The sequence below is a fragment of the Luteibacter sp. SVR4-7G genome, assembly GCF_056755555.1.
The window spans coordinates 1-24,910 of record NZ_JBPGXO010000053.1; the positions used below are offsets into that span (position 1 = coordinate 1).

General features: G+C 67.3%; 25 protein-coding genes and 1 riboswitch. Of the genes, 7 read left to right on the forward strand and 18 right to left on the reverse strand.

Annotated features, from left to right (window positions below):
• Positions 1–110: 110 nt before the first annotated feature.
• Positions 111–644, forward strand: a complete 534-nt coding sequence (ppa, locus tag ACR9ZH_RS16365) for an inorganic diphosphatase (protein WP_481291822.1) — start codon at positions 111–113, stop codon at positions 642–644.
• A 123-nt stretch (positions 645–767) separates the two neighbouring features.
• Here the strand turns inward: ppa and ACR9ZH_RS16370 are convergent, their stop codons facing one another.
• The 3 genes from ACR9ZH_RS16370 to ACR9ZH_RS16380 form a co-directional block, all read right to left on the reverse strand.
• Positions 768–1,787 (reverse strand): DUF2333 family protein, encoded by a 1,020-nt coding sequence (locus ACR9ZH_RS16370; protein ID WP_481291823.1) that lies wholly within the window; start codon positions 1,785–1,787, stop codon positions 768–770.
• A gap of 132 nt (positions 1,788–1,919) precedes the next feature.
• Entirely contained in the window at positions 1,920–3,761 is a 1,842-nt protein-coding gene (gene thiC, locus ACR9ZH_RS16375; protein WP_481291824.1) for a phosphomethylpyrimidine synthase ThiC, read from the reverse strand.
• A 72-nt stretch (positions 3,762–3,833) separates the two neighbouring features.
• Positions 3,834–3,931, reverse strand: a riboswitch (TPP riboswitch).
• 29 nt (positions 3,932–3,960) lie between these two features.
• A complete protein-coding gene (locus ACR9ZH_RS16380; protein ID WP_166701373.1) occupies positions 3,961–4,626 on the reverse strand; it encodes a TetR/AcrR family transcriptional regulator in 666 nt (221 codons plus the stop codon).
• A gap of 338 nt (positions 4,627–4,964) precedes the next feature.
• Between ACR9ZH_RS16380 and ACR9ZH_RS16385 the strand changes: the two genes are divergently transcribed.
• Both ACR9ZH_RS16385 and ACR9ZH_RS16390 read left to right on the forward strand, forming a co-directional pair.
• Complete coding sequence (locus tag ACR9ZH_RS16385) at positions 4,965–5,624, forward strand: protein-L-isoaspartate O-methyltransferase family protein (protein WP_481291825.1); 660 nt, start codon at positions 4,965–4,967, stop codon at positions 5,622–5,624.
• Positions 5,625–5,658: 34 nt separating this feature from the next.
• Positions 5,659–7,011: a TolC family outer membrane protein gene (locus ACR9ZH_RS16390; protein WP_481291826.1), complete on the forward strand. Its 1,353-nt coding sequence runs from the start codon at positions 5,659–5,661 to the stop codon at positions 7,009–7,011.
• A gap of 46 nt (positions 7,012–7,057) precedes the next feature.
• On the opposite strand, the gene waaA is transcribed toward ACR9ZH_RS16390, so the two are convergent.
• On the reverse strand, positions 7,058–8,323 hold the full coding sequence (gene waaA, locus ACR9ZH_RS16395) for a lipid IV(A) 3-deoxy-D-manno-octulosonic acid transferase (protein ID WP_481291843.1): 1,266 nt from the start codon (positions 8,321–8,323) through the stop codon (positions 7,058–7,060).
• Positions 8,324–8,403: 80 nt separating this feature from the next.
• Here waaA and lpxL point away from each other — a divergent pair, with 80 nt between their 5' ends.
• A complete protein-coding gene (gene lpxL / locus ACR9ZH_RS16400) occupies positions 8,404–9,321 on the forward strand; it encodes an LpxL/LpxP family Kdo(2)-lipid IV(A) lauroyl/palmitoleoyl acyltransferase (protein ID WP_481291827.1) in 918 nt (305 codons plus the stop codon).
• A gap of 171 nt (positions 9,322–9,492) precedes the next feature.
• Complete coding sequence (locus ACR9ZH_RS16405) at positions 9,493–10,407, forward strand: VirK/YbjX family protein (RefSeq protein ID WP_481291828.1); 915 nt, start codon at positions 9,493–9,495, stop codon at positions 10,405–10,407.
• On the opposite strand, the gene ACR9ZH_RS16410 is transcribed toward ACR9ZH_RS16405, so the two are convergent.
• The 6 genes from ACR9ZH_RS16410 to ACR9ZH_RS16435 all read right to left on the reverse strand — a co-directional run bounded on the left by ACR9ZH_RS16410 (position 10,354) and on the right by ACR9ZH_RS16435 (position 15,214).
• Positions 10,354–11,148, reverse strand: a complete 795-nt coding sequence (locus ACR9ZH_RS16410; RefSeq protein WP_481291829.1) for a glycosyltransferase family 2 protein — start codon at positions 11,146–11,148, stop codon at positions 10,354–10,356. The two genes, ACR9ZH_RS16405 and ACR9ZH_RS16410, sit on opposite strands and share 54 nt — an antisense overlap.
• Complete coding sequence (locus ACR9ZH_RS16415; RefSeq protein ID WP_481291830.1) at positions 11,138–12,421, reverse strand: O-antigen ligase family protein; 1,284 nt, start codon at positions 12,419–12,421, stop codon at positions 11,138–11,140. Before ACR9ZH_RS16415 ends, ACR9ZH_RS16410 begins: the two co-directional genes overlap by 11 nt.
• Positions 12,418–13,557 carry a glycosyltransferase gene (locus tag ACR9ZH_RS16420; RefSeq protein WP_481291831.1) on the reverse strand — a complete coding sequence of 380 codons (1,140 nt, stop codon included), beginning with the start codon at positions 13,555–13,557 and terminating at the stop codon, positions 12,418–12,420. Before ACR9ZH_RS16420 ends, ACR9ZH_RS16415 begins: the two co-directional genes overlap by 4 nt.
• A 61-nt stretch (positions 13,558–13,618) precedes the next feature.
• Positions 13,619–13,825 carry a zinc-finger domain-containing protein gene (locus tag ACR9ZH_RS16425; protein WP_481291832.1) on the reverse strand — a complete coding sequence of 69 codons (207 nt, stop codon included), beginning with the start codon at positions 13,823–13,825 and terminating at the stop codon, positions 13,619–13,621.
• 135 nt (positions 13,826–13,960) lie between these two features.
• Positions 13,961–14,551 (reverse strand): YceI family protein, encoded by a 591-nt coding sequence (locus ACR9ZH_RS16430; RefSeq protein WP_481291833.1) that lies wholly within the window; start codon positions 14,549–14,551, stop codon positions 13,961–13,963.
• A 69-nt stretch (positions 14,552–14,620) separates the two neighbouring features.
• A complete protein-coding gene (locus tag ACR9ZH_RS16435) occupies positions 14,621–15,214 on the reverse strand; it encodes a malonic semialdehyde reductase (RefSeq protein WP_481291834.1) in 594 nt (197 codons plus the stop codon).
• A 97-nt stretch (positions 15,215–15,311) separates the two neighbouring features.
• On the opposite strand from ACR9ZH_RS16435, the gene ACR9ZH_RS16440 reads away from it, so the two are divergent.
• Positions 15,312–16,304, forward strand: coding sequence for a mitochondrial fission ELM1 family protein (locus tag ACR9ZH_RS16440; protein ID WP_481291835.1), 993 nt, complete (start codon positions 15,312–15,314; stop codon positions 16,302–16,304).
• Positions 16,305–16,444: 140 nt separating this feature from the next.
• Here ACR9ZH_RS16440 and recG read toward each other — a convergent pair whose 3' ends face one another.
• From recG to rpoZ, 4 genes are all read right to left on the reverse strand, one after another.
• The gene (recG, locus tag ACR9ZH_RS16445) at positions 16,445–18,562 is read right to left on the reverse strand and encodes an ATP-dependent DNA helicase RecG (protein WP_481291836.1); all 2,118 of its coding nucleotides are present in this window, start codon (positions 18,560–18,562) and stop codon (positions 16,445–16,447) included.
• A 16-nt stretch (positions 18,563–18,578) separates the two neighbouring features.
• Positions 18,579–18,962, reverse strand: coding sequence for a RidA family protein (locus ACR9ZH_RS16450; protein WP_481291837.1), 384 nt, complete (start codon positions 18,960–18,962; stop codon positions 18,579–18,581).
• Positions 18,963–19,120: 158 nt separating this feature from the next.
• A complete protein-coding gene (locus ACR9ZH_RS16455) occupies positions 19,121–21,301 on the reverse strand; it encodes a RelA/SpoT family protein (RefSeq protein WP_481291838.1) in 2,181 nt (726 codons plus the stop codon).
• Between the two features lie 112 nt (positions 21,302–21,413).
• Entirely contained in the window at positions 21,414–21,704 is a 291-nt protein-coding gene (gene rpoZ, locus ACR9ZH_RS16460) for a DNA-directed RNA polymerase subunit omega (protein ID WP_072323734.1), read from the reverse strand.
• 174 nt (positions 21,705–21,878) lie between these two features.
• On the opposite strand from rpoZ, the gene ACR9ZH_RS16465 reads away from it, so the two are divergent.
• Positions 21,879–22,706: an MlaA family lipoprotein gene (locus tag ACR9ZH_RS16465; RefSeq protein WP_481291839.1), complete on the forward strand. Its 828-nt coding sequence runs from the start codon at positions 21,879–21,881 to the stop codon at positions 22,704–22,706.
• 147 nt (positions 22,707–22,853) lie between these two features.
• On the opposite strand, the gene ACR9ZH_RS16470 is transcribed toward ACR9ZH_RS16465, so the two are convergent.
• From ACR9ZH_RS16470 to ACR9ZH_RS16485, 4 genes are all read right to left on the reverse strand, one after another.
• Positions 22,854–23,150 carry an STAS domain-containing protein gene (locus ACR9ZH_RS16470; protein ID WP_481291840.1) on the reverse strand — a complete coding sequence of 99 codons (297 nt, stop codon included), beginning with the start codon at positions 23,148–23,150 and terminating at the stop codon, positions 22,854–22,856.
• Positions 23,147–23,827 carry an MlaC/ttg2D family ABC transporter substrate-binding protein gene (locus ACR9ZH_RS16475; protein ID WP_481291841.1) on the reverse strand — a complete coding sequence of 227 codons (681 nt, stop codon included), beginning with the start codon at positions 23,825–23,827 and terminating at the stop codon, positions 23,147–23,149. The genes ACR9ZH_RS16470 and ACR9ZH_RS16475 overlap by 4 nt, the downstream gene beginning before the upstream one ends.
• A 21-nt stretch (positions 23,828–23,848) precedes the next feature.
• Entirely contained in the window at positions 23,849–24,724 is an 876-nt protein-coding gene (mlaD, locus tag ACR9ZH_RS16480) for an outer membrane lipid asymmetry maintenance protein MlaD (protein WP_481291842.1), read from the reverse strand.
• 55 nt (positions 24,725–24,779) lie between these two features.
• Positions 24,780–24,910, reverse strand: a 131-nt coding sequence (locus tag ACR9ZH_RS16485) for an ABC transporter permease (protein WP_481291844.1), incomplete at its 5' end; no start/stop codon positions are given.

A 24,910-nucleotide genomic window follows, 5' to 3' on the forward strand; every position in this document is an offset into this window, starting at 1 on the left:
AGATGTGTATAAGAGACAGCTTCCCATCCCCATCCCCCCGCTTTGCCTCACCCCATGGGGAAGCCGTATCCTATCCGGCCGCCTAATCCCCTAGAAAATCAAGGAACCCCATGGGTCTGCACCTCGTTTCCGCCGGCCGCAACGTGCCGGACGAAATCAACGTCATCATCGAAATCCCCAAGGACGCCGAGCCGGTCAAGTACGAAGTGGAGAAGGAAAGCGGCGCGATCTTCGTCGACCGCATCCTCTCCACGCCGATGCGCTACCCCTGCAACTACGGCTACGTGCCGGGCACGCTGGGCGGCGACGGCGATCCGCTGGACGCCCTGGTCATCCTTCCGCTCTCGCTGGTGCCGGGTTCGGTGATCCGCTGCCACCCGGTCGGCATGCTCAAGATGACCGACGAAGCGGGCGCCGACGAAAAGCTCGTCGTGGTCCCGGTCGAGAAGGTGTTCGCCGGTTATGCGCACATCCGCGACATCAAGCAGGTGTCCGGCCACTGGCTGGAGCGCATTGGCCACTTCTTCGAGCACTACAAGGATCTCGAAAAGGGCAAGTGGGTGAAGGTCGAAGGCTGGGTCGGCGCCGAAGAGGCGAAGGCCGAGATCAAGGCCGGCATCGGCCGCTACGCGGCCGACAAATAAGCCTTCGATCGTCTGTGTAGGAGCGCGCAGCGCGCGCGACAGCTTTTCGCCATGGGGCAACAGGGCCTGTTGCCTTCTCGCTAGAAGCTGTCGCGCGCGTTGCGCGCTCCTACATTTTACGGTTCAGCCGCGACCGAGCAGCGCTCGCAGGTCGATGATCGCCGCGTTCGCGCGCGACACGTAGTTCGCCATCACCAGCGAGTGGTTGGCGAAGAAGCCGAACGGCGCACCGTTCAGCACCACGGGGCTGCCGAGCGACTTCTGCGATTCTTCCAGCTCGCGGATCACCTGCTGCAGGCTGGCGTCGGCGTTCTTGCTGCGCAGGATCGGCGCGAAGTCGTGGCGGATCGCCTTCAGCTGTTCCAGCAAGGTCCAGGTATAGCCGCGGGCCTCGTAGAAGTTGTCGTCGATCTTCGACCAGGGCGTCTTCACATAGACCGCCTTCGCCGTGCCCGCGTTGGCCCCGACGGCGCCGTCGGGCCCCGCATCCACCTTCAGCTGGCCCACGCTCGCCGAGAGGCGCTGCGACAGCGAGCCCAGCCGTGCGGACACCGTCTGCAGGTAATCGGCAAGATTGTCGGCACGTGCATAGAAATGGGCGTTGGCGTCCGCGGCGTCGGACAGCCGCGACAGATAGCCTTCCAGGTCGTCCACCGCCTTGCCGTACTGCGATTCCGAACTCGGCAGCAGCCAGCGGTCGTTGGGGCTGTTGAGCAGGGGATCGGCTTCGCCCAGGTCCTTGTCCTCGGTGGACTGTGTCTGCGAGCGGCTGAAGTCGTTGCGCAGGGTACGGGCCAGGTCGCGCGAGGCGGTCAGCGAGCCGAATTCCCAGTTGGGCATGTTGTCCATGAACGCGCCCGGCGGCATCTTGTCGTTGCTGAGATAACCGCCACGCTTGCCCAGCAGGGTTTCGACCGAGCGGATCAGCGTGTACGTGGTCACCGCGCCGGTGCTCAGCGGACGGCCGATGTCCTTCATGTGCGCCGTGGTGACCGCAACCGGATCGAACTGCTCCGGCTCCTTGTCCCACCACCACATGAGCAGCAGCACCAGCAGGATCAGGAAGGCGATCGGCAGGGCGATGGCCAGGCCGAGCGGGTTGCGCCGGCGCGGGGCCGGTGCAGGAGGGGCGGTCGCATTCATGGGACTTCCTTCTCGTCGCGAACGTGAGCGCCTAGCTTACCCCGCTCGATGGGCCGAAGGTGCCGCCGTCGTGGGAAGCGCGCTGGCGCGCTTCCCTTGGCTCATGTTCATGAGCAACGGCAGTCGCCGGGATCAGGCCTTGCGGTAGACCTCCCCGCCCTGCTCCCGGAACTCCTGCGCCTTCCCTTCCATGCCATCGGCGTATTCGCGCACTTCCTGGGTGATCTTCATCGAGCAGAACTTCGGCCCGCACATGGAGCAGAAGTGCGCCGACTTGTGCGCTTCCTTCGGCATGGTCTCATCGTGGAACTCGCGCGCCTTGTCCGGATCCAGGCCGAGGTTGAACTGGTCGTCCCAGCGGAACTCGAAGCGAGCCTTCGACAGCGCGTTGTCGCGCACCTGGGCGCCGGGATGGCCCTTGGCGAGGTCGGCGGCGTGCGCGGCGATCTTGTACGCGACGATGCCGTCGCGCACGTCCTGGCGATTGGGCAGGCCGAGGTGCTCCTTCGGCGTCACGTAGCAGAGCATCGCCGTGCCGAACCAGCCGATCATCGCCGCGCCGATGGCACTCGTGATGTGGTCGTAGCCCGGGGCGATGTCAGTGGTGAGGGGGCCCAGCGTGTAGAACGGCGCCTCGTGGCACTTCTCCAGCTGGCGCTCCATGTTCTCTTTGATGAGCTGCATGGGCACGTGTCCGGGCCCTTCGATCATGCATTGCACGTCGTGCTTCCATGCCAGCTGGGTGAGTTCGCCCAGCGTGTCCAGTTCGCCGAACTGCGCCGCGTCGTTCGCGTCGGCCACGCAGCCCGGGCGCAGGCCGTCGCCGAGGCTGAAGGACACGTCGTACGCCTTCATGATCTCGCAGATGTCTTCGAAGTGCGTGTAGAGGAAGTTCTCGCGATGGTGGGCGAGGCACCATTTGGCCATGATCGAACCGCCGCGCGACACGATGCCGGTGACGCGCTTCGCGGTGAGCGGCACGAAGCGCAGCAGCACGCCCGCATGGATGGTGAAGTAGTCGATGCCCTGCTCGGCCTGCTCGATCAGCGTGTCGCGGAAGATCTCCCAGGTGAGTTCCTCGGCCACGCCGCCGACCTTTTCCAGCGCCTGGTAAATCGGCACCGTACCGATCGGCACCGGTGAATTGCGCACGATCCACTCGCGCGTTTCATGTATGTGCTTTCCGGTGGAGAGGTCCATCACGGTGTCCGCGCCCCAGCGGATCGCCCACACCAGTTTTTCCACTTCTTCCGCGATGCCGGAGCTCACCGCGCTGTTACCGATGTTGGCGTTGACCTTGGTGAGGAAGTTGCGGCCGATGATCATCGGCTCCACCTCCGGGTGGTTGATGTTGGCGGGAATGATGGCCCGGCCGCGTGCGACTTCCTCGCGCACGAATTCCGGAGTGATGCGCCGGGGAAGCGCTGCGCCGAAGGCTTCGCCGGGATGCTGGGCCAGGAGTGCCGCGTCGGCCAGCGCATCCAGGCGCTGGTTCTCGCGGATGGCGATGAACTCCATCTCCGGAGTGACGATGCCGCGGCGCGCGTAGTGCATCTGGGTGACGTTCGCGCCGGCGCGGGCACGCAGTGGAAGACGGGTACCGGCGAAGCGGATGGCATCCAGGCGCGCATCGGTCGCCCTGCCGCGGCCGAAGCTCGACGAGAGGCCGTCCAGGCGCTCGACGTCCCCGCGCTCGGCGATCCACGTCGCACGCAGCGCGGGCAGGCCGGCGGTCAGATCCACGGCATGCGCGGGATCGGTATACGGGCCGGATGTGTCGTAAACCACGACAGGCGGGTTCGCCTCGCCGCCGAACAGCGTGGGCGTGGCGGACTGCGCGATCTCGCGCATCGGCACGCGCAGGTCGGGGCGGCTGCCGGTCACATGGACCTTGCGCGAGCCGGAGATGGGGGCGGTAACGGACTGGGACAGCTCGCACGCAGCGCGGGCAAGGTCGGACGGCATGGCATTCATCGGCTTCTCGTTCCTCAGGGGAAGGGAGAAGCGGACGGCGCCGTCGCGGGACACGACGCGCGGGGCCGCACGCCGATCGTGGACGAAGCTTCCTACGCCGGTACGGACCGGATCAGGTTCGAAGGGACTCTCTCAGCCCGCGTGTCGCATGGGCACCCCCGCTTCGCGAGGGATTAAAGCACGAAGCGGGCGGGAAGGGTCAGACGCTGACGTTGCGCGGCGAATACGCGCGCATGAACATGTCGACTGCGGCCAGGGCGTTGGCCTTCACCTCTTCGGCGAACTGCACGGCGCAGTCCTCGCAACCGAACAGGCGGCGGATCAGCAGGTCGCCCTTGAGCAGGGCGAGGAACTGCGTGGTGGCGCGCGAGACGTCGGGGATGTCGAGCTGGCCGCGCGCGGCGGCGCCTTCGAGCAGGCGCTGCATCAGCTTGTGCATGCGCACCGGGCCCTCTTCCCATACGAGGCGTCCGAAGCGCGGATTGCCGCCGTTGTGGCAGTCGGAGAGGATCGCGCGGAAAGTGCCCACTGATTCCGTGTTCGTTTCCATCGCCGCATGACGGCTGGCGATGTTGGTGAGCGTGGCGCGGATGTCGGCGCCCTGGCTGAAGTCGAACAGGTCGTCCGGCAGGCGCTCCTGTACGTGCGCGCGGATGACCTCGCGGAAGAGGTTGTCCTTGTCACCGAAGTGGCTGTACACCGTGAGCTTGGATACTCCCGCGGAGGCCGCGACGGCGTCCATGCTGGTGCCGGCGAAGCCGCCCTGGGTGAAGAGCGCCTTGGCGGCATCGAGGATGGCCGCACGCTTTTCCATGTCCTTCGGACGCCCGGGTCCCTGGGTCTTGAGTTTCGGGCTGGCGTTCATGGCTGCACCTTCACAAACAGAGATTATGACTTTATTATACGCGGCGGTTCAGTTATTTCCAGCAGGGTTCTGCCAGCAGGGTCCTGACCGCCCCGGCTACCTTAGAATGGTAGATGGGGATGCAGCGGTGGTTACCCTATGGGATCGGGGCCCTGCCACCCGGGTCGTTCAGGTACCTGAGGCCGTCCGGCGAGGGGCATGACTTCCGTCAGTCCAGTCCGGTGACTTCCGGCACTTCGCCCCGGAGCACCGGCACCGCAGCCTTTAGCTATTGGGTAGCGGGCGCTAAGCGCTTATCCTTCCGATTCTTTTTGCAGCTTTCGTACGGAATACCAACCATGGCGATGAATTTCGAGCAGGCCCGGCAAAACATGGTCGAGAACCAGGTGCGTCCCTGGGAAGTCCTCGACGCCGACGTCCTCGAGACCCTGAAGAGCGTGCGCCGGGAGGACTTCGTCGCTCCCGCGCATCGCAATGTGGCATTCGCCGACCTCACCCTGCCCCTGGGCCACGGCGAGGTGATGATGAAGCCGGTGATCGAAGGACGCGTGCTCCAGGCCATCGCGCTGAACAAGCTGGACGAGGTCCTGGAGATCGGTACGGGCTCGGGCTACCTCACGGCCTGCCTCGCCCGCCTCGCCGGCAAGGTCACCAGCATCGACATGCATGCCGACTTCGTCGAGGCCGCGCGCGGCCGCCTGGCCGCGGCGGGCGTGGCGAACGTCTCGCTCGAAACCGCCGAGGCGGTCAACGGCTACACGCCCGCGGGCGTTTTCGATGCCATCGTGGTCACGGGCGCCGTGCACGCCGTTCCCGAGAAGTTCGTGCGCTGGCTGAAGCCCGGCGGACGCATGTTCGTGGTACGCGGCGATTCGCCCGCGCAGACGGCCGTCCTGCTCACCCATGAGGGCGAGGGGCGCTACCGCGAGGAATCGCTGTTCGAAACGGACCTTCCCTACCTGGCGCATGCCGCGCCGGTGAAGCGGTTCGTGCTCTGACCCCCCGCTATCCCTCACTTTACAAGGCGAAACCATGCGCTTGAAGCTGCTCACCGTCGCGCTGGCATTGGCTGCGATGCCTTTCGCGAGCCATGCGGAAGACCTGCTTGACGCCTACCGCCAGGCCCGGGCCAATGACCCGGTGCTGTCGCAGGCCGACTCCACCCGCCTCGCCACGGACGAGGGCGTGACGCAGGCGCGTGCGCTGCTGCTGCCGCAGATCAACGCCCAGCTCAGCCTCAACCAGACCGACCCGAACGGCCCCGACCGCGATACGACAACGGGCACGGACCTCGGCCACAGCCGCACCCGCAACGTCGGCGCGACCGTGAACCAGAGCGTGCTCGACCTCAGCCGCTATGCCGACCTGAAGGCCGCGAAGTCCTCGTCGCAGGCGCAGGACGCCACCTATGAGGCGGCCCTGCAGCAGCTGGCCACCCGGGTGGCCACGGCGTACTTCCAGGTGCTGACCAACGACGACGCGCTCACCTTCGCCAAGGCCAACGAGCAGGCGCTCGCCCGCCAGCTCGAACAGGCCCAGCAGCGCTTCGACGTGGGCCTCTCCGCGATCACCGACGTGCAGGACGCCAAGGCGCAGCACGATACGGCCGTCGCCGCGGTGATCACGGCCGAGAACACGCTCGCCGACTCGCGAGAGGCGCTCACCCAGATCACCGGCAAGCCGGCCGACAACCTGAAGAAGCTGCGCGAAGAGCTGCCGATGGATGCGCCCTCGCCGAACGACCCGAAAGCCTGGGTGGCCGAAGCGGTGAAGAGCAACCCGCAGATCATCGCCTCGCAGTACAACGTGGAATCGGCGGAGCACAGCATCTCGTCCGCGCGTGCGGGCCACCTGCCCACGATCGACGCGACCGCCAGCTATGGCAAGAACACCTCGTGGTACCAGAATGGCGGCAGCGGCGCGACGGACGCGATCAACCGCGCCACGGGCAACGGCCGCGGATCGACCACGGTGGGCCTCACGCTCAACGTGCCGATCTTCTCCGGCGGCGCCACGCAGTCGCGCGTCCGCCAGTCGATCTACCAGCGCGACGCCGCGCAGGACTCGCTGGAGTCCACCCGCCGCCAGGTCGTCCGCGACACGCTGAACTTCTACCGTTCGGTAGTGGCGGGCATCAGCAAGGTGGAGGCGACCAAGGCCGCCGTCGAGTCGTCCGAGAGCGCGCGCGACGCGACGCAGGCCGGTTTCGAAGTCGGCACGCGCACCATCGTCGACGTGCTGATCGCGCAGCAGAACCTCACCCAGGCGCTGAGCGATTACTCGCAGGCCCGCCACCAGTTCATCCTCGACAAGCTGCTGCTCAAGCAATCGGCGGGCACGGTGGACGTGAAGGACCTCGAGGCAGTCAACGCGCTGCTGCAGTAACGCGCCGCGCCGCGCCGGTAACGAAAGGGCCCGCAAGGGCCCTTCTTCATTCCTGCAGCAAGGTATCCACGAGCTTCATCACCTTGCCGACCGAGCCACGCTCGCTGTCGAACACATGCCGGGCCCGGGCGCCCATCGCCTCGCGGCGCTCCCTGTCGCGCAGCAGCGACAGCACCTGTTCGCCGAGCTCGCCCTCGTTCTTCACCCGCTGGCCGCCGCCCTCGTCGATCAGGGCCTGGGTGATTTCCTCGAAGTTGAAGGTATGCGGACCGACAAGCACGGGCTTGCCCAGCGCCGCCGGCTCCAGCACGTTGTGGCCGCCGATCGGCACGAGGCTGCCGCCGACGAAGGCCACGTCGGCGGAAGCGAAGAAACGCAGCAGCTCGCCCATCGAATCGATCACGAAGCATTGCGTGGCATGCCCGGGAGCGCCGTCGGCGCTGCGCGTGGCGACATTGAAGCCCAGGCTGCGCACGGAGGCCTCCACCGCCTTGAAGCGCTCGGGATGGCGGGGCGCGATGAGCAGCAGGGCGTCGGGCAGGCGGCGCATCACGTCCAGGTGGGCCTCGAGGACGCACATCTCCTCGCCTTCGTGCGTGCTGGCGGCGATCCACACGGGACGGCCCTTGCCCCAGGCCTCGCGCATCGTGGTACCGGCTTCGAGCGCCGCCTGGGGCACGGGCATGTCGAACTTGAGGTTGCCGCAGACGGTGAGCTGGCTCGGCTCGGCGCCGAGCAGGCGGTAACGCGCCGCGTCGGTGCGCGACTGTGCGGCGATATGGCTCACGCAGCGCAGCGCGCGCTTCACCAGCGAACTCATGCGTGCATAGCCGCGCAGGGAGCGCTCGGACAGGCGCGCGTTGGCGATGAGAAGCGGAATGCCGTGGCGGCGGCAGGCGAAGTACAGGTTCGGCCAGATCTCGGTTTCGACGATCACCGCCAGCCGCGGCCGCGTATTGCGCAGGAAGCGCTTGACGGCGAACGGGAGGTCGTACGGCAGGTAGACGCTATGCACGCTGTCGCCGAAGAGCTGGCGCACGCGCTCGGAGCCGGTCGGAGTGACCGTCGTCACCAGCATCGGCGCCTGCGGGTAGGCCTCCATCAGCGCCTTCACCAGGGGCTCGGCCGCGTTGACCTCGCCCACGGATACCGCGTGTACCCACAGGCAGCCGGCCAGGCGCGGCTCGCGGAAGCGGCCGAAGCGCTCGCGCCAGCGCACGTGGTAGTCGCCGTAACGCATGCCGCGCGCCATCAGCCGGAGCATCACCAGCGGCGTGAACAGGTACATGGCGAGGTTGTAGAGCAGGCGCAGCAGCACGCGGATCCCTGGTCTTGCCGGTAGCCGGGCAGTATAGCCGCCCCCATTCGTTACAATGGCGGGACATGCCCGGTATGCCTCGTCCCCAACTCACCCGTGCCCTGCTCGCTCCCCGCCATTTGCCGGCGTGGCTGGGTGCCGCCTTCATCTGGCTCATCGCCCACCTGCCCTTTCGCGTGCTCATGCGCCTGGGCCGCCTGGCCGGCCGCCTGGCCCTGCACCTCAACCCGGAACGGCGCCGCGTGGCGGCGACGAACATCGCCCTGTGCTTCCCCGAGCTGGACGCGGCGGCACAGAAGGCCCTGGTGCGCGCCAACCTGTGCGACGTGGGAATGATGCTGGCCGAGTTCGCGCTCGGGTGGATGGGCTCGGACCGGGCCATCGCCCGCGTGCCCGTCACGGTCGACGGGCTGGAGCACCTCGAGGCCGCGCGCAAGGCCGGACGTGGCGTCCTCCTGGTGGGCGGGCACTTCTCGCACCTGGAGCTGTGCGCCCGCCTGGTATCGCAGCGGATCCGCATCGCGGGCATGTACCGGCGGATGGATTCCGAGGTGTTCGAATTCGCCGTGCTGCGCTCGCGCCTGCATTACGCGGATGCGATGTTCGAAAAGGACGATATCCGCGGCACCGTGAAGTACCTCAAATCCGGTGGAACGCTGTGGTACGCGCCGGACCAGGACATGCGCAGCAAGGACAACGTCTTCGTCCCGTTCTTTGGCGTCCAGGCGGCAACGATCACGGCCACCCATCACCTGGCCCGCCTTTCCGGCGCCCTGGTCATTCCGTTCTACCACCGCCGCCTTCCCGGCGATGCGGGCTATGCCATGCGCCTGGGCGCGCCGATGGAAGACTTCCCCAGCAAGGACGCGGCGTTCGACACGGCACGCGTCAACGCGCAGATCGAACAGATGGTCCGCGAGGCGCCCGAGCAATACCTTTGGGTGCATAAGCGCTTCAAGACCCGGCCGCCGGGCGAGCCGAAGGTCTACTGAATCACGATAACGACCGACCTGGTTGCAAGGGTGGAAGCGTCCTACAGCTTTCCCTGACCTTTCCCCAAACCAAACGCTGACAGAACCGCATGCTGGAGACTGGCATGCTGAAAGCTTCCGGAAAATGGGCGCGCGTAGAACGTGCGTCGTCGTCACGAAACGGACCTTCCTATGCCATCCATCCTGCGCTTTGCGCGCTCATTGAGCGGACGTGTCGTCTCGCACAGCACACGTGTGCGTGGTCTCAGTGGCGCGCTTACCTATATCGGCCGCTGTATCGCGCACTGGCGCGAGCACGATGCATGGCTCGCCTTTCTGGAGTCGGCGCCGATGGCCGGTATCGCGTCGATCGATCGCGTGCTGCCGGAACGCTATCAGCATCGCTACATCAACCTGACCTGGAGCAGGCAACAGCGGTTGCAGGCGCTGCGCGACCATTACGACTTCGCACTCGCGCGTTTCCCGCGATCGCTGTTCCACATGCTCTACCGCGAACGCCAGGTGCTTATCGGCAAGCTGCGCCTGCGTGACGGTGACGATCTCTCGCTCATCCTGAAGGCTCCTTTCCGGCGCAGTCGCGAAGGCGAAATCGGTCTTCTGCTCCTCGACGCGAATGGCATGCAGATATCCTGCGCCACCATCACCATCGTCGACGGCGGCCGCAGCATGGTCATCGGATGCCTGCAAGGCGCCGCCAGGGATGCCGGGCGCGAGGTGGTGCGCGATCTCACGCGCCAGTGCCATGGCCTGCGGCCGAAGAACCTCCTTCTCTCGATGATCCGCGCGCTGGCCGAAGCGCTCGATATCGAGCGTGTCGCCGGCATCGGCAATGCCGCTCATGTATTCGCCGGCATCCCCGACAAGGTCAAGGCGGACTACGACGCCTTCTGGATCGAAGCCGGCGGCGTCCTGGGCGATGACGGTTTCTACGAGCTTCCGCCGCGCGAGCCCGTGCGTTGCGCATCGGAAGTCGAGAGCAAGCGACGCGCGGAATTCCGCCGACGCGAAGCGCTGCGCAGCGAGGCCTGCGAGCTAGTCGCCGCCGCGTTCGGCGTCGAGCGGCCGGCGATGGCCCTCGCTGCCTGAGTGACGAAGTTCGTAGAGCTTGGCGTACTTCAGGAAGGCATAGAACGCATGCACGCGGGCGGCGACGAAGCCCGCCCATCCGCCGCGCCAATGACCGCGCCAGAAGTAGTAGCGCGCGAACGCGACAGCCGGATAGAAGACCATCCGCAGGCGAAGGAACTTCGGCACCCGCGCATGACGGTCGCGCACCTGCAGCGAGGAATACCGGTTGGCCTTGTCGACGCGGCCTTCGATGTCGCGCTCGCCGTAATGGTCGATGATCGCATCGAGGCGGCGTACCGGCCCGTCCACGACGACGCTCTCGTGCACCTCGTGCCCGCTCATGCGGGCGCGCGTGCGGTCGAACAGCCGTACGTAGTGGTTCAGCCGCGCGCGGTCCGGCTGCCAGCGCCAGAATACCCATTCGCGCCGTAGCAGTACGTAACCCGCGGCATCCGGCGCATCGAGCGCGGCGCGGATGGACGCAGCCGCCGAAGGCGTCAACGCTTCGTCCGAATCCAGCAGCAGCACCCAGCGGTGGCTGGCGAGGTCGATCGCAGCCTGCTTCTGCGCGCTGTATCCGGCAAACGGCTGCACTTCCACGCGGGCGCCGAGCCGGGCGGCGATGTCGCGGGTCGCATCGGTGGAGCCCGAGTCGAGCACCACGACCTCGTCCGCGAAAGCTACCGAGCCGACGCAGGTACCGATCGTGCCGGCGTTGTCGAAGCTGGTGACGACGACCGAGAGCGGTTCACGCGCCACGGCGCGGCTCCGCCTCGTCCGGCAGGTCCGCGAACAGTGCCGCGGTCCATACCGAAAGCAGCCACGCCGCCAGCAAGCCCCACCAGGCCGAATAGAAGGCCATATGGGTGTTCAGCGGAAAGAGGATCGCCACCAGGGCCACGGTGGCGGGGAACGCGCGGCCGCGTGCGACAGGCCCCGCCCTCCACCACGTGCGGATCGCGAAGACGACGGCCGCAAGCCAGGCCAGCAAGCCGATGGTTCCCGTCTCCGTCGCGACCTCGAGCAACACCTGGTGCGCATGGCAGGCGCCCTCGCCCTCCCCGCATTTCTCCAGCGTGAGGAAGTGGTCGCCCGGCGACGCCACCGAGGGATAGGCCACGCGGAAGCCACGCACACCCACGCCATTCACCGGGTGCGCTCTGTAGAGGCGCAGTGCGGTGGTCCAGATGTCGAGGCGCCCCGTCAGGGCGGTATCCACACCGGCCGAGGTGCCGGATAGCGCCGGCATGGTATGCGCCACGCGGTCCCGGAAGCGCGGCGACACCTGCCAGGCGAGCACGGCCGCGACGGCGACGGTCATCGCCGCCGCCGCGCAGGCGAGCGCGAACCGCCGCGGTGAAGCGGCTTCGCGCCAGAGGAAGGCGATCGCCACCAGCGCGTAGCAAAGCCAGGAAGCGCGCGAGCCCGATAACAGCACCGGCCCCAGGGCCAGCAGGAAGGCGATGACCAGCCCACGCCGGCCCCAGCGTTCGCGCGCGCCCCACAACAGGAACGGCGCCAGTGCGGACAGCGCCGGCCCCAGTTTCAGGTTGGTGGCGCCGAAGATGCCGGAGAGCCGTTCGGGATCGGAGGCCCCGGCAAGGCCGTACCCGGTCAGCGCCTGGACCCAGGCGTCGGCCACCCATACGGCAATGACCGCGGCGGTGGCGAAGTAAAGCGCGCGGACCTTGCCCGGCCTGCGCATGGCGAAGCAGGTGTACACGCCCAGAGGCGCGAAACGGAGGATGCCGGCCACCGTACCCCAGCTCTTGCCGGGGGCGACCGCATCGACGGCGGAGACGAGCGCTGCCCCCGCATAGGCGGCGAACAGCCAGAGGAACAGCTTCGCCCCGGGGTGGTGGCGGAGGGCGTGGGGTTCGCGCAGCAGCAACAGGACGCAGCCCACCAGGGCCAGGAAGACGCCGAGTTCGGCACTGCGCCCGAAGGGCAGAAGTGCGGGTACCAGCCAGACGGGAAACAGGGGCGAGGCGAACCCCGCCCGGATCGCCGCGACGGGGCCGCGGCCGCTCACGCCGGGGGCACGCCTTGCACCACCTCGGCGTACAGCGCCAACGTGGCGGACTGCATGTCGGCGAGCCGGTAGCTGCGCGGCGGCGGAATGGGCGGGGCGAAGCGGAGCAGTTCCGCGGCGCGCTCGACCAGCTTCTCGCGATCGCCCAGCGGCACGCGTCCGGCCGGGTAGAGCTCGGCCAGCAGTTCGCCCACGCCGCCGTGGGCGTAGCCCATCACGGGGCGGCACAGCGCCAGCGCTTCGACCACGGTGCGGCCGAAGGATTCGGGGCGCCGTGACAGTTGCAGCACCAGCGCCGACATGGCGTAGACGTCGCGGACGTCCGAGCGCTGCGGCGAGATCACCACCTTGTCGTCCAGGCCGCGCTGGTGGACCAGCGCCCGCAGCTCCGCGATGTACGACTCGCGGCCCGGTTCGTCCGCGCCAAGCAGCATGAGGCGCGCATCGATGTCGCGCTGGGCGAGGTCGGCGATCAGCTCGATGGCGTCCGCGTGGCCTTTCAGGCGCGTGCCCCGGCCCGGCAAGGTGAGCAAGGGCGCGCCGGCCAACTGCGGGTACTGCTCGAAGAACGCGCGCTGCCAGGTGTCGTCGGGGCGGTAACCGTAAGGAAAGGCGTCGGTGTCGATGCCGCGCGGGATTACCGAGATGCGCGCGGTGTCGACGTCATTCGGGTAATGCCGCAGCACATAGTCGCGCAGGGTCTGCGAGACCACGATCACCCGTTCGCCGCGCATGAGGATGGCGCTGTAACGGCCCGGCGTATTCAGGCCATGCACCGTCGTGACGAAGTGCGGGCGGGGCTTCACGCCGCGCATGGCCCACCAGCCGATCCACGCGGGGAGGCGCGACCGGGCATGCACGATGTCCGGCTGGAGCTCACGCAGGAGGCTGCGCAGCTTGCCCACCGTGAACAGGGTGCGGAAGGACTTCCTGCCGACCGGCAGGGCGATGTGGCGGCTGCCCTCGGCCTCCAGTTGCGCGACCATCCGCCCGCCGGCGGACACGACGATCGAACGGTGCCCGGCCTCGACCAGCGCACGCGCGATTTCGAGCGTCGAACGCTCGGCGCCGCCCGAATTCAGGGCGGGGATCAGTTGTACGACGGTCATCGTCCGGCTGGCGGAGACGGTGGCCATGGGTCGGTCCGGCTGGAGGAGGGTACGGGAGCCTTGCAGGAAGCATGCCCCGCGAGGCCGATCAGTCTTTCAGGACGTAAACCGCCCCGCAATACGAACACTTCGATGTGCCGCCATCGTCCTCGATGGGCAGGTAGACCTTCGGATGCGAATTCCACAGAAACATGCCGGGCATGGGACAGGACAGCGGCAGGTCGGCCCGCGTGACTTCGTAGCGGTTTTCGGCGTTCGCCGGGATCAGCGGGGCTGCCGCGGGATTGGGGCGCATGGGGGAAACTCCGGGCGATGCGGTGGAAGGGACACTCTGACCCTAGGGAACGGCGATGGTAGCAAAAAAGAAAACCCGCGCCGTCGCCGGCGCGGGTCTGGAAGGGCGGAAGGCCGGGAAGCCGGCCGTCGCTTCTTACTTCTTTTCAGCCGAGGCGTCGTGGGCTTCGGTGGTGATGCGGATCTTGATGTCGTCCGAGACGTTCGGCACGTAGGCGCCCACGCCGAAATCAGAGCGCTTGATCGTGGTGGTGGCATCGAAGCCCACCGTCTGCACCTTCATCATCGGGTGCGGGCCGATCTTGTTCAGGGTCACATCGAGCGTCACCGGCTTGGTCACGCCGTGCACGGTGAGATCGCCCACCACCTTCAGCTTGCCCTTGCCGGCCGGGGTCACCTTGGTGCTCTTGAAGGTCACGTTCGGGTACTTGGCGGCGTCGAGGAAGTCGGCCGACTTCAGGTGCTCGTCGAGCTTCGGCACGAAAGTGTCCAGACCGGCCAGCGGCAGGGTGGCCTCGACGGTGGCCTTGGACGGGTCCTTCTCGTCGTAGACGAGGGTGCCGTCGACCTGGCCGAGGTTGGCCGTGGGGTTCGAGTAACCAAAGTGGTTCCAGCTGAACAGGACCATCGTATGGCCCGGATCGAGCTTGTACGTGACCGGGGCGGCGACGGCGGTGCCGGCGGTGGCAACGAGGCCGGCGAGGATGAGGTAACGAAGGGCGCGCATGGTGTATCTCCTGCAGTGAGTGGTTGCGGCGAACGGAGCGGGACCGTGCGGTCACCGCGGAAGAAATGGTCAGGCGATGTGTGCGGCTTCGTCGAAATCGAGGCGCGGCTGGCGTTCGAACAGGTTCTTGCCCGGGTCGCCGTAGCCGATGTTGACGAGGAAGTTGGACTTTATCTGGGTACCCGCGAAGAACTCGGCGTCCACGCCCGCCTGGTCGAAACCCGACATCGGGCCGCAGTCGAGGCCCAGGGCGCGGGCGGCGATGATCAGGTAAGCGCCCTGGAGGGAACCGTTGCGCATGGCGGTCGACTGGATCATGGCCTCGTTGCCCACGAACCAGCTGCGCGCGTCGGCATGCGTGAACAGCTTCGGCAGCTTTTCGTAGAACGCGAAGTCCGTCGCCACGATGGCCGTGACGGGAGCCGCCATGGTCTTCTCGCGGTTGCCTTCCGAAAGATAGGGCTCGAGACGCTCCTTCGCATCCTTCGACTTCACGAAGACCAGGCGCATCGGCGAGGAATTCGCCGAGGTCGGGCCGAATTTCGCCAGATCGTAGATCTGCCGGATCTGCTCGTCGGTCACTTCCTTCGGCAGCCACCAGTTATAGGTGCGGGCGGTGCGGAAAATCTGGTCGAGCGCGGCATCGGTCAACGGGGAACTCATGGGTATCCTTGTACAGTGACAATGCGCCGGGACCCCGGCATCCACACAGTGTAAGCGCCACGACGCGGTTCGTGGATCGGCAGCCAGGGAACGAACTGTGCCGAAATCGACAACAATCGAGCCGGCCGGCAACTTGCCGCGGGAGTCCTGCTGGGTGCTGACCGATGGCGCTCCGGGCAACCGCCGGCAGGCGCTGGCCCTGGCCGAGGCCCTCACGCCGTCGATCCGCGAGATCGTGATCGGCCTGCGCCCACCCTGGTCGTGGTTCGCGCCGCGGGCGTTCCCCGGAGGCCGGCTGGCACTCGGCCGCGATGAGGAAAATCTCCTTCCGCCCTGGCCCAGGCTCGCGATCGGCTGCGGCCGCGAGGCCGCCTGGGCCACCCGGCAGATCCGCCGCTGGTCCGCGGGCGCCTGCCTGACGGTGCAGATCCTCGACCCGCGGATCGACCCGTCGCACTGGGACCTCGTCGTGGCCCCGAAGCACGATGGGCTGCGCGGCGACAACGTGCTCAATCCACTGGGCTCGCTCAATCCCATCGACGATGCCTGGCTCGCCGACGGCCGGGAAGCGTTTGCACCCTTCGCCGCCCTGCCCGCACCGCGGCTCGGCGTGCTGATCGGCGGCGCGCGACGCGGGACGCCGTTCGATGCGAGGGCGAGCGAGGCTTTCCTGGATGCCGTGCGTGCGCGGCATGCGAAGGATGGTGGTTCGGTGCTGATCGCCGCCTCGCGGCGCACGCCCGCGGCCATCCTCCCGCGCATCCGCCAGGCATTCGCCGGCATGCCGGGCGTGGTGTGGACAGGTAGCACGGATGGCCCGAATCCCTATCCCGGCATCCTCGGCTGGGCCGACCGGCTCGTGGTCACGCCCGATTCGGTGAACATGCTTTCCGAAGCGTGCGCGACGGGGCGGCCCGTGCATACGTTTACCTCGGCGCCGTTGCCGGCGAAGCTGGCGCGGTTCCATGCCGAACTGCGCGTGGCGGGCCTGCTGCACGATATCGATGCGGCTACCGCGGCCGCCCAGGCGCCGCTACGGGAAACCGCGGCGATTGCCGCGGAGGTGCGGAAGCACCTGGGGCTGGGCTGACTGGGGTCTATGAATCGAATGGATTCAGGGCCGGCCTGACCTGTAGGAGCGCGCCTTGCGCGCGACAGTCTTTTGCGAAGAGCAGCAGGGCCTGTTGCTCACGGCCTCAAAACATGTCGCGCGCAAGGCGCGCTCCTACATCAGGCGTCGACGTAGCGGGCGGCGTCGCCTACCCAGCGGGCGATGAGGCGTTCGCAGCGGTCGGGGTGGTTCTTCATCATGGCCTCGGCCACGCGTTGTACGTCGGGCATGAGGTGCGCGTCGCGCGCGAGGTCGGCGATGCGGAACTGTAGCTGGCCGGTCTGCCGCGTGCCGAGGACTTCGCCCGGACCACGCAGTTCGAGGTCCTTTTCCGCGATGCGGAAACCGTCGTTCGTCTCGCGCATCACCTGCAGGCGTTCCTTCGCCAGCCGCGACAGCGGTGTCTGATAGAGCAGCACGCAGTTCGACGCGACGGAACCGCGCCCGACGCGGCCGCGCAACTGGTGCAGCTGCGCGAGGCCGAGGCGCTCACTGTTCTCGATCACCATGAGGCTGGCGTTGGGCACGTCCACGCCCACCTCGATCACGGTGGTGGCGACCAGCACGGCGAGTTCGCCGGCCTTGAACGCGTCCATGATTGCCTGCTTCTCCTTCGGCTTCATGCGCCCATGGATCAGCCCGACGGCAAGATCCGGCAGCGCCGTGCTGAGTTCCGCGTGGGCCACCTCGGCGGCCTGCGCGTCGAGCTGCTCGGATTCCTCGATGAGCGTGCATACCCAGTACACCTGGCGCCCCTGCATGCATGCAGCGTGGATGCGCTCCATGACGTCGTAGCGGCGTTCGTTCGAGATGGCGACCGTCTGTACCGGCGTGCGCCCCGGCGGCAGTTCGTCGATCGAGGAGACGTCCAGGTCGGCGTAGGCGCTCATGGCCAGCGTGCGCGGGATCGGCGTGGCGGTAAGCACGAGCTGGTGCGGAATGAGGTCGCCCTCGGCGCCCTTGTCGCGCAACGCCAGCCGCTGGTGCACGCCGAAGCGATGCTGTTCGTCGACGATGACCAGGCCGAGGCGAGAGAACGCCACGCCTTCCTGCATCAACGCATGCGTGCCGACGACGACGTGCGCGCTGCCGTCCGCCGCATGGCCGAGGGCGTTCTTGCGCGCCCTGCCCTGCACCTTGCCGGACAGCCATTCCACGGTCAGGCCGAGCGGCTCGAGCCAGGCGCGGAAATTGCGCAGGTGTTGCTCGGCGAGCAGCTCCGTCGGCGCCATGAGCGCGACCTGGTAACCGCTTTCCACTGCGGCCACGACGGCGAGCGCGGCGACCACGGTCTTGCCGCTGCCGACGTCGCCCTGCACGAGGCGCAGCATGGGATGCGCCCGTGCGAGGTCGCGCGCCACCTCGTTCGACACGCGGGCCTGCGCGCCGGTGAGCGCGAACGGCAGCCCTTCGAGCAGGCGCTCGCGCAAGGCGCCCGCGCTCTTCAGGGCCGGTGCCTTGCGCTTCTTCACCGCCGCGCGCATCCGCCTCAGCGTGAGGTGCTGGGTGAGCAGTTCTTCGAAGGCGAGGCGCTTCTGCGCCGGATGCGTACCTTCGCCGAGCTGGCGCAGGTCTACTTCCGCCGGTGGGCGATGCACGTAGAGCAGCGCATCGCGCAACGAGGTGAGGCCGGAAGGAAGGTGCACACCCTCGGGAATCAGTTCGAGCCGGTCGTCGGCAGGCAGATGCGCCAGCGCACGGGAAACCACCCCTGCCAGCCGGCGCGCGCCCAGTCCTTCCGTGGTCGGGTAGACCGGGGTGAGGCGCTCGTCCACTGCCACAGGTTCGTCGAGCTCGATCCGCTGGTACTGCGGATGCACCATCTCGAGCCCTTGCGGACCCTGGCGTACTTCGCCGAAGCAGAGCAGCCGCGCGCCCTTCGGCAGCTGGTCCACCTGCGCCTTGCGGAAGTGGAAGAAGCGAAGCAGCAGGGCGCCGCCCGACGCGTCGCCGATGATCACCTTCAGCTGCGGCCGGAAGCGGAAGCCGTGCTCGACGAAATCGACGATGCCCTCCACCTGCGCGCGGTCGCCCGGACGAAGCGCGGCGATGGGCAGCACGCGGGTGCGGTCCTCGTAGCGGAGCGGCAGGTGGAACCAGAGGTCCTGCACCGTGCGCAGGCCCAGCCGGCCGAGTGTTTCGGCCAGCGCGGGACCCACGCCGCCGAGCGTCGTCAGCGGCGCGCGGCCCGGATCCGCCGGTGCGGCGGCGGGAATCGGCGTGCGGCTAGCGGCCACGGGAAGCGCTGGAAGTTCAGGGCAGGACGAGGATGGCGTCGACCTCGACCTGGGCGCCCTTCGGCAGCCCGGACACTTCGATGGTCGAGCGCGCCGGATATGGCTGCTGGAAGTACTCCGCCATGACGGCATTCACCGCGGCGAAGTTGCCGAGGTCGGTCACGTAGATGCCCACGCGCACGATGTCGGCGAGCGTGCCGCCCGCTGCCTCCGCGACGGCCACGAGGTTGTCGAACACGCGGCGGGTCTGCACCGTGATGTCGCCCTCGACGAGGTTGCCGGTGGCGGGATCGAGCGGGATCTGGCCGGAGAAGTACACCGTGTTCCCGGCACGCACGGCCTGCGAATATGGGCCGATGGCCGACGGTGCCTTCTCGGTGGCGATGGTGCTGCGGGTCATGGAGCATTCCTCGACGGGTTATCCGGAGAGTCTATCGAGGATACGGCGCCGGGTGTAGGAGCGCGCCTTGCGCGCGACAGCTTTTCGCGCCGGTCTGGGAAGTTGGCGCGCCAGCTCCGGGTCACAGCCTCAAAACATGTCGCGCGCGATGCGCGCTCCTACAACGGGTGGCGGTAGACGCCGCTGACTACGCCGGTGCGGCGGACGCGGCGCATCACGTCGGCCAGGTGCTTGCGATCCTTCACCTCGATGGCGAAGAGGAGCGTGGCGGCCGTGCTGTCGCGCTCGATGTATTCCACGTTCTCGATATTGGAGCCCGCGTCGGCGATGGCCGCCGCAACGGTCGCGAGCACGCCCGGGCGGTTCAGCACTTCGATGCGCAGTTCGGCCCGGTAGTCGCCGGTGACGTCGCGGTCCCACTCGATGGCCACGATGCGTTCCGGCGTCTTGCGGAACTCGGCCACGTTGGGACATTCCACGCGGTGCACCACGATACCCTTGCCCGACGAGAGGAAACCGACGATCTCGTCTCCCGGCAATGGATGACAGCAGTTGCCGAAGCTGAGCACCCCGCGCTCGGCACCGCTGATGCGGATCTTCTCAGCGGAATGCTCGGTGGCAGCCGGCGCCCGCTCTTCGTTCGGGCCCAGGAAATTGACCAGCTGCGTGGCGACCTGATCGGCGAAGCGGTTGCCCAGCGCGATCTCCGACAGCAATTCCTCGAGCCGCTTCAGCTTGGATTCCTCGAGGAAGCGGTCCAGCGTCGCCGCCGGCACCGCGTCGAGGCTGAGGCCGCGCGCGTCCAGCGCGCGGTCAAGCATGCGGTGACCGAAGTCCACGGCATCCTCGTGCTGCAGGTGTTTCAGGTACTGGCGGATCGCCGTGCGCGCCTTGCCGGTGACCACGGCCTCGAGCCACGCGGGATTGGGCACGGCGGACGGCGCGGTGATGATTTCCACCTGCTGGCCGGAGACGAGGCGCGTGCGCAGCGGCACGAGTTTCTTGTCGACGCGCGCCGCGACGGCATGGTCGCCGACATCGGTATGCACCGCATACGCGAAGTCCAGCGCCGTGGCGTTGCGCGGCAGCGAGAAGATCTCGCCGCGCGGCGTGAACAGGTAGACCTCGTCCGGGAACAGGTCGATCTTGACGTTTTCGAGGAACTCGGCCGCCGAAGGCGTGTTCGCCTGGCTGTCGGCAAGCGCCGAGAGCCATTCTCGTGCGCGCGCCTGCGCGCTGTTCGCCGGACCGGAATCGCTCTTGTACGCCCAGTGCGCCGCCACGCCGCGCTCCGCCACCGATTCCATTTCCGCGGTGCGGATCTGGATTTCGATGGGCGCGCCGAACGGGCCGAGCAGCACGGTATGCAGCGACTGGTAGCCATTGCCCTTGGGAATGGCGATGAAATCCTTGAAGCGCCCGTCGACCGGCTTGTAAAGGCCGTGCACGGCACCCAGCGCCATGTAGCAGTGCATCGCCGAATCGGTGATGACGCGGAAACCGTAGACGTCCATCAGCTGCGCGAACGATTTGTGCTCGTTGCGCATCTTCGAATAGATGCTCCACGCCGACTTGATGCGGCTGACCGCGCGGCCGGGGATCTTTTCCGCGGCGAGGCGGCCCTCGAGGGCCATCTCGATCTTGGCCATGGCCTCGCGGCGATTGCCGAGGGCGGCACGGATGCGCTCGCCGATGATGCGGTGGCGATCCGGATAAAGCGCCTTGAAGCCGAGATCCTGCAGCTCGGCCTTGAACTTGTTCATGCCGAGGCGCTGCGCGATCGGCGCGTAGATCTCCAGCGTCTCGCGCGCGATGCGCCGGCGCGACGCGGCGTCCTTCGCGCCGAGGGTGCGCATGTTGTGCAGGCGGTCGGATAGCTTGATGAGAATGACGCGCAGGTCGCGTGCCATCGCCAGCAGCATCTTGCGGAAGCTTTCCGCATCGGCCTCGGCACGGCTGGAGAAGCGCATCTTGTCCAGCTTGGTGACGCCATCGACCAGCTCGGCCACGGTTTCGCCAAAGGCGCCCGCGAGCTCGTCACGGCCCAGCTGGGTGTCTTCGAGCGTGTCGTGCAGGATGGCCGCGATGATGGTCTCGGCATCGAGGCCGAGATCGGCGAGCACGTGGGCGACCGCCACGGGATGCGTGATGTACGGCTCGCCGGACTTACGGGTCTGACCTTCGTGCGCGGCCGCGCCGACCAGGTAGGCGCGACGGATGCGCATCACCTGCTCGTGCGGCAGATAGGCGCCGACGCGCTCCTCCAGCGCCTGCACGTACGGCGGCACCGGTCGGTCGTCGACCACGTCGGTCAGTTTTTTCGCAGGAATGACGTTCATCGGGAGCACCTCCCGCCTCAGGCGACGGAGCCTCCCGTGCGCGGCTTCCGGGGCCGCGCGTCAACCTGCGCAGGATGCGGATGAATGCAGGGCCGACAGCGACCCGGCGTCATCAGTCATCTCCGCCCTTCGAGAGGTCGTCGTCCACTTCCGTGGCGGCCCACTCGAGGGCTTCACGCTCGGCACGCTCGCGGGCTGCGCGGTCGATCTCGTCGATCATCTCGTCATTGACGCGGCGATCGGCGATCTCGCGCAGGGCAAGCACGGTCGGCTTGTCGTTGCTCGGATCGAGGGTCGGTTCCGCACCCTTGGACAACTGGCGGGCGCGCTTGGTCGCCATGAGCACCAGCTCAAAGCGGTTGTCGACTACCTCGAGGCAGTCTTCGACGGTAATACGGGCCATTTCAAATCCTTGACATCAAAGACACTTCTGGTTGAGCAGTGTACCGGCCCGGCCCGTTGGCTGGCAATCGGGCGGGGGGTATGATGCCCGGTTCAGCCAAGACGGATGGCAGTGGTGCAAATAATAATACCGCACGGTACAATAAAGAACCGACCCACCCCCAAAGCCGCATCGATGCACCCCAGAAACCTGCCCCGGATGGTCCGCACCGCGTTTGGCGTCCTCGTTGTCGCGCTCCTGGCGGCCTGCCATGTGGCGCCCCCGCGCACCGACGACCCGAACGAGAAGTTCAACCGCAAGGTCTACGCCTTCAACGACCAGCTCGACAAGGCGGTGATCCGCCCGGTCGCGGTCGGCTACCGGAAGGTCACCAACCCGCCGGTCCGTACGGCCATCAGCGACTTCTACACGAATATCCGCCTGCCCATCACGGTGGCCAACGACCTGCTCCAGGCCCGCCCGAAGCAGGCCCTGCAGTCCACCAGCCGCTTCGTGGTCAACCTGACCATCGGCTTCCTGGGCTTCAAGGACCCGGCGAGCCTGCTCGGCCTGCCGCTGGAGGAGAACGACTTCGGCGTGACCCTCGCCCGCTGGGGCGTGCCCGAGGGCGACTTCCTCATGCTGCCCTTCGTCGGCCCGACCACGGTCCGCGACGTCTGGCGCCTGCCGGTCGACAGCTACTTCTTCGACCCGATCAGCTATTACTCGCGTAACCACGACTTCAAGTACGGCCAGCAGTACGTGCCGCAGGTGCTCTACCTCGTGACCCTGCGCTCGCGTGGCATCGACGCGGAAAGCTTCCTCGCCTCGGCCTACGACCCGTACGTGTTCATGCGCGACGCCTACCGCCAGCAGCGGCTCTACAAGAATTACTACGGCAACCCGCCGCCGGAAGCGATCGAGCAGATGCAGGGCCTGAACGACAGCAAGGATTTCGACCCGGACAAGCTCCTCGAAGAGCAGCACACCTGGGAACACAAGAACGGCGAACAGCCGGAATGACGAAAGGGCCCGCAAGGGCCCTTTTGCCGACGGCGGCACGACGTGTAGGAGCGCGCCTTGCGCGCGACATGTTTTGAGGCCGTGACCCGGAGCTGGCGCGCCAGCTCGGGAACTGGCGCGAAAAGCTGTCGCGCGCGGCGCGCGCTCCTACAAGAGGGATTCGACGCCGGAGACGCGGGCCAGGGCCTGGAGGCCGGCGGGGGCATTGATGACCGAGATCGCCCTGCGCTTGCCGCGGACATGCGCCAGCAGAGCCAGCACCGTGGCCAATCCCGCACTGTCGGCCTGGCCGACGCCGGCGAGGTCGAGGGAGACCTGCGCGCCCCGGTCCAGTTCGGCACGAGCGGCATTCAGGACCGCCGACGCGGTGGCGAACGTGAGAGCGCCGGAGACCGCGAGGGTCTCCGGCGCCGGATGGTCCAGCTGGAACGCCGGCTGGCTCACTGCTTCCCGCCGGCCGTCTGCTGCTTCATCTCGTCGATGGCGGCCGAGCCCTTCTGCTCGAGGTCGGCGGTGAGCTTGTCGAGGCCTTCCTTCTTGATCTCGGCATCGACCTGGTTGCGGTAGTTCGTGATGTACGAGATGCCCTCGATGATCACGTCGTAAGCCTTCCAGTCGCCGCTCTTCGACTTGCGGAACGCGTAGTCGACCGACACCGACTTGCCGTCGTCGAGCATGACCTGGGTGCGCACCACCGTGCGCTTGTTGTTGAGGTCGCCATTGAACGGCAGCACCTTCACGCGGCCGCGCGTGTAGTTGAGCAGGCCTTCCGCGTAGCGATGGGTGATGGAGTTGTAGAAGGCCTTGGCGAAGCGCTCACGCTGCTGCGGCGAGGCTCCGTTCGCGTTCGTGCCGAGCACGAGGATGGACGCGTAGTCGATATCGAAGTGCGGCAGGAACACGTCGTCGATGACGGCGATGAGTTTTTCCTTGTCGCTCTTCAGCTCGGCCTGATGGCCTTCGATGGCCTTGGCCAGGTCGTCGGAGATCGTGGTGACGATCTGCTGCGGAGTCTGGACGTTGGCTGCGGCTGCCGGAGCGGACGCGTCCTGCGCGAGTACGGGCATGGCCGTCGCCGCGGTCACGGCGAGGGCGATGGCGAGGGAAAGCTGACGCAACATGCGGTGTCTCCTGGTCCGGCGTTATTTCTTGCCGGCGTTATCGGATGGGGCGGCACTTTGGGTGCCGCCGGGCTTGTTCTCGCTCGGCGAACCGTTCACCAGGAACTTGCCGATCAGGTCTTCCAGCTGGAGCGCGGATTGCGTCAGCACGAAGCTGTCGCCGTCCGCCAGGTATTCCGGCGAGCCGCCGGGCTGGATCGCAACATACTGGCTACCGATCAAACCGCTAGTGAATACCGCTGCCGACGAGTCGTCCGGTATCTGGGAGTAACGCTTGTCGATCGCAAGGGTCACCGTGGCTTCCACCGCGCCGGGCTTGACCACCACGGACTCGACGCTGCCGATGGGCACGCCGGCCATCTTCACGGCCGCGCCGGGCTGCAGGCCTCCGATATTGGTGAAGCTGCCGGTGACATGGAACGTGCCGCCAAGCCGGTCGGGGGCGCTGCCGCCACCGAAGAACTTGCCGAGCATCTCCTCCAGCTGCTGGGCCGGACGGGTCAGGCCGATCTCGCCGCCTTCTTTCACCGCGCTCTTCGACTGGCCGAACTGGATGCCGACGTACTGATCGCCGAGCAGGCCGCTGGTGTAGATGGTGGCGACCGAGTCCTCGGGAATGTCCTTGTGGTGGTCGTCGATGGCGAGGGTGACTTTCGCCTCCTCCTTGCCCGGCACCAGGTCGATGGCCTGGACCGAACCCACGCGCACGCCGGCGATCTTCACCGGTGCGCGGACCTTGAGCTGGCCCACGTTGGCGAAACGGGTTGCGACGGTGTAGGTGTCGCCGCCGCGGGTGTTGGCCACCGAGGTGGTCTGGGTGGCGAGGTAGGCGAGGGCGGCGAAGCCGAGCACGATGAACAGGCCGGTGCCGACGGCATAGGAACGTCTCTGGGTCACGGCACGATCCTCAGGTAGGCGATGGGGGAAGGGGTCATGGCGGGTCTCCGGCGCCTCAGATCAGGAACGAGGTGAGGACGAAGTCCAACGCCAGGATGGCGATGGACGAAGCCACCACCGTGCGCGTCGTCGCATAGGCGACGCCTTCGCTGGTGGGCGGGGTGGTATAGCCCTGGAACACCGCGA

Coding starts and splice junctions, on each gene's coding strand:
- ACR9ZH_RS16370 (WP_481291823.1), bottom strand. CDS start 1,787: ATGAATGCGACCGCCCCTCCTGCACCGGCCCCGCGCCGGCGCAACCCG.
- ACR9ZH_RS16475 (WP_481291841.1), bottom strand. CDS start 23,827: ATGTTGCGTCAGCTTTCCCTCGCCATCGCCCTCGCCGTGACCGCGGCG.
- ACR9ZH_RS16390 (WP_481291826.1), top strand. CDS start 5,659: ATGCGCTTGAAGCTGCTCACCGTCGCGCTGGCATTGGCTGCGATGCCT.
- lpxL (WP_481291827.1), top strand. CDS start 8,404: ATGCCTCGTCCCCAACTCACCCGTGCCCTGCTCGCTCCCCGCCATTTG.
- ACR9ZH_RS16385 (WP_481291825.1), top strand. CDS start 4,965: ATGGCGATGAATTTCGAGCAGGCCCGGCAAAACATGGTCGAGAACCAG.
- ACR9ZH_RS16380 (WP_166701373.1), bottom strand. CDS start 4,626: ATGAACGCCAGCCCGAAACTCAAGACCCAGGGACCCGGGCGTCCGAAG.
- ACR9ZH_RS16405 (WP_481291828.1), top strand. CDS start 9,493: ATGCCATCCATCCTGCGCTTTGCGCGCTCATTGAGCGGACGTGTCGTC.
- ACR9ZH_RS16425 (WP_481291832.1), bottom strand. CDS start 13,825: ATGCGCCCCAATCCCGCGGCAGCCCCGCTGATCCCGGCGAACGCCGAA.
- ppa (WP_481291822.1), top strand. CDS start 111: ATGGGTCTGCACCTCGTTTCCGCCGGCCGCAACGTGCCGGACGAAATC.
- ACR9ZH_RS16435 (WP_481291834.1), bottom strand. CDS start 15,214: ATGAGTTCCCCGTTGACCGATGCCGCGCTCGACCAGATTTTCCGCACC.
- rpoZ (WP_072323734.1), bottom strand. CDS start 21,704: ATGGCCCGTATTACCGTCGAAGACTGCCTCGAGGTAGTCGACAACCGC.
- ACR9ZH_RS16455 (WP_481291838.1), bottom strand. CDS start 21,301: ATGAACGTCATTCCTGCGAAAAAACTGACCGACGTGGTCGACGACCGA.
- ACR9ZH_RS16450 (WP_481291837.1), bottom strand. CDS start 18,962: ATGACCCGCAGCACCATCGCCACCGAGAAGGCACCGTCGGCCATCGGC.
- ACR9ZH_RS16465 (WP_481291839.1), top strand. CDS start 21,879: ATGCACCCCAGAAACCTGCCCCGGATGGTCCGCACCGCGTTTGGCGTC.
- ACR9ZH_RS16420 (WP_481291831.1), bottom strand. CDS start 13,557: ATGGCCACCGTCTCCGCCAGCCGGACGATGACCGTCGTACAACTGATC.
- ACR9ZH_RS16430 (WP_481291833.1), bottom strand. CDS start 14,551: ATGCGCGCCCTTCGTTACCTCATCCTCGCCGGCCTCGTTGCCACCGCC.
- thiC (WP_481291824.1), bottom strand. CDS start 3,761: ATGAATGCCATGCCGTCCGACCTTGCCCGCGCTGCGTGCGAGCTGTCC.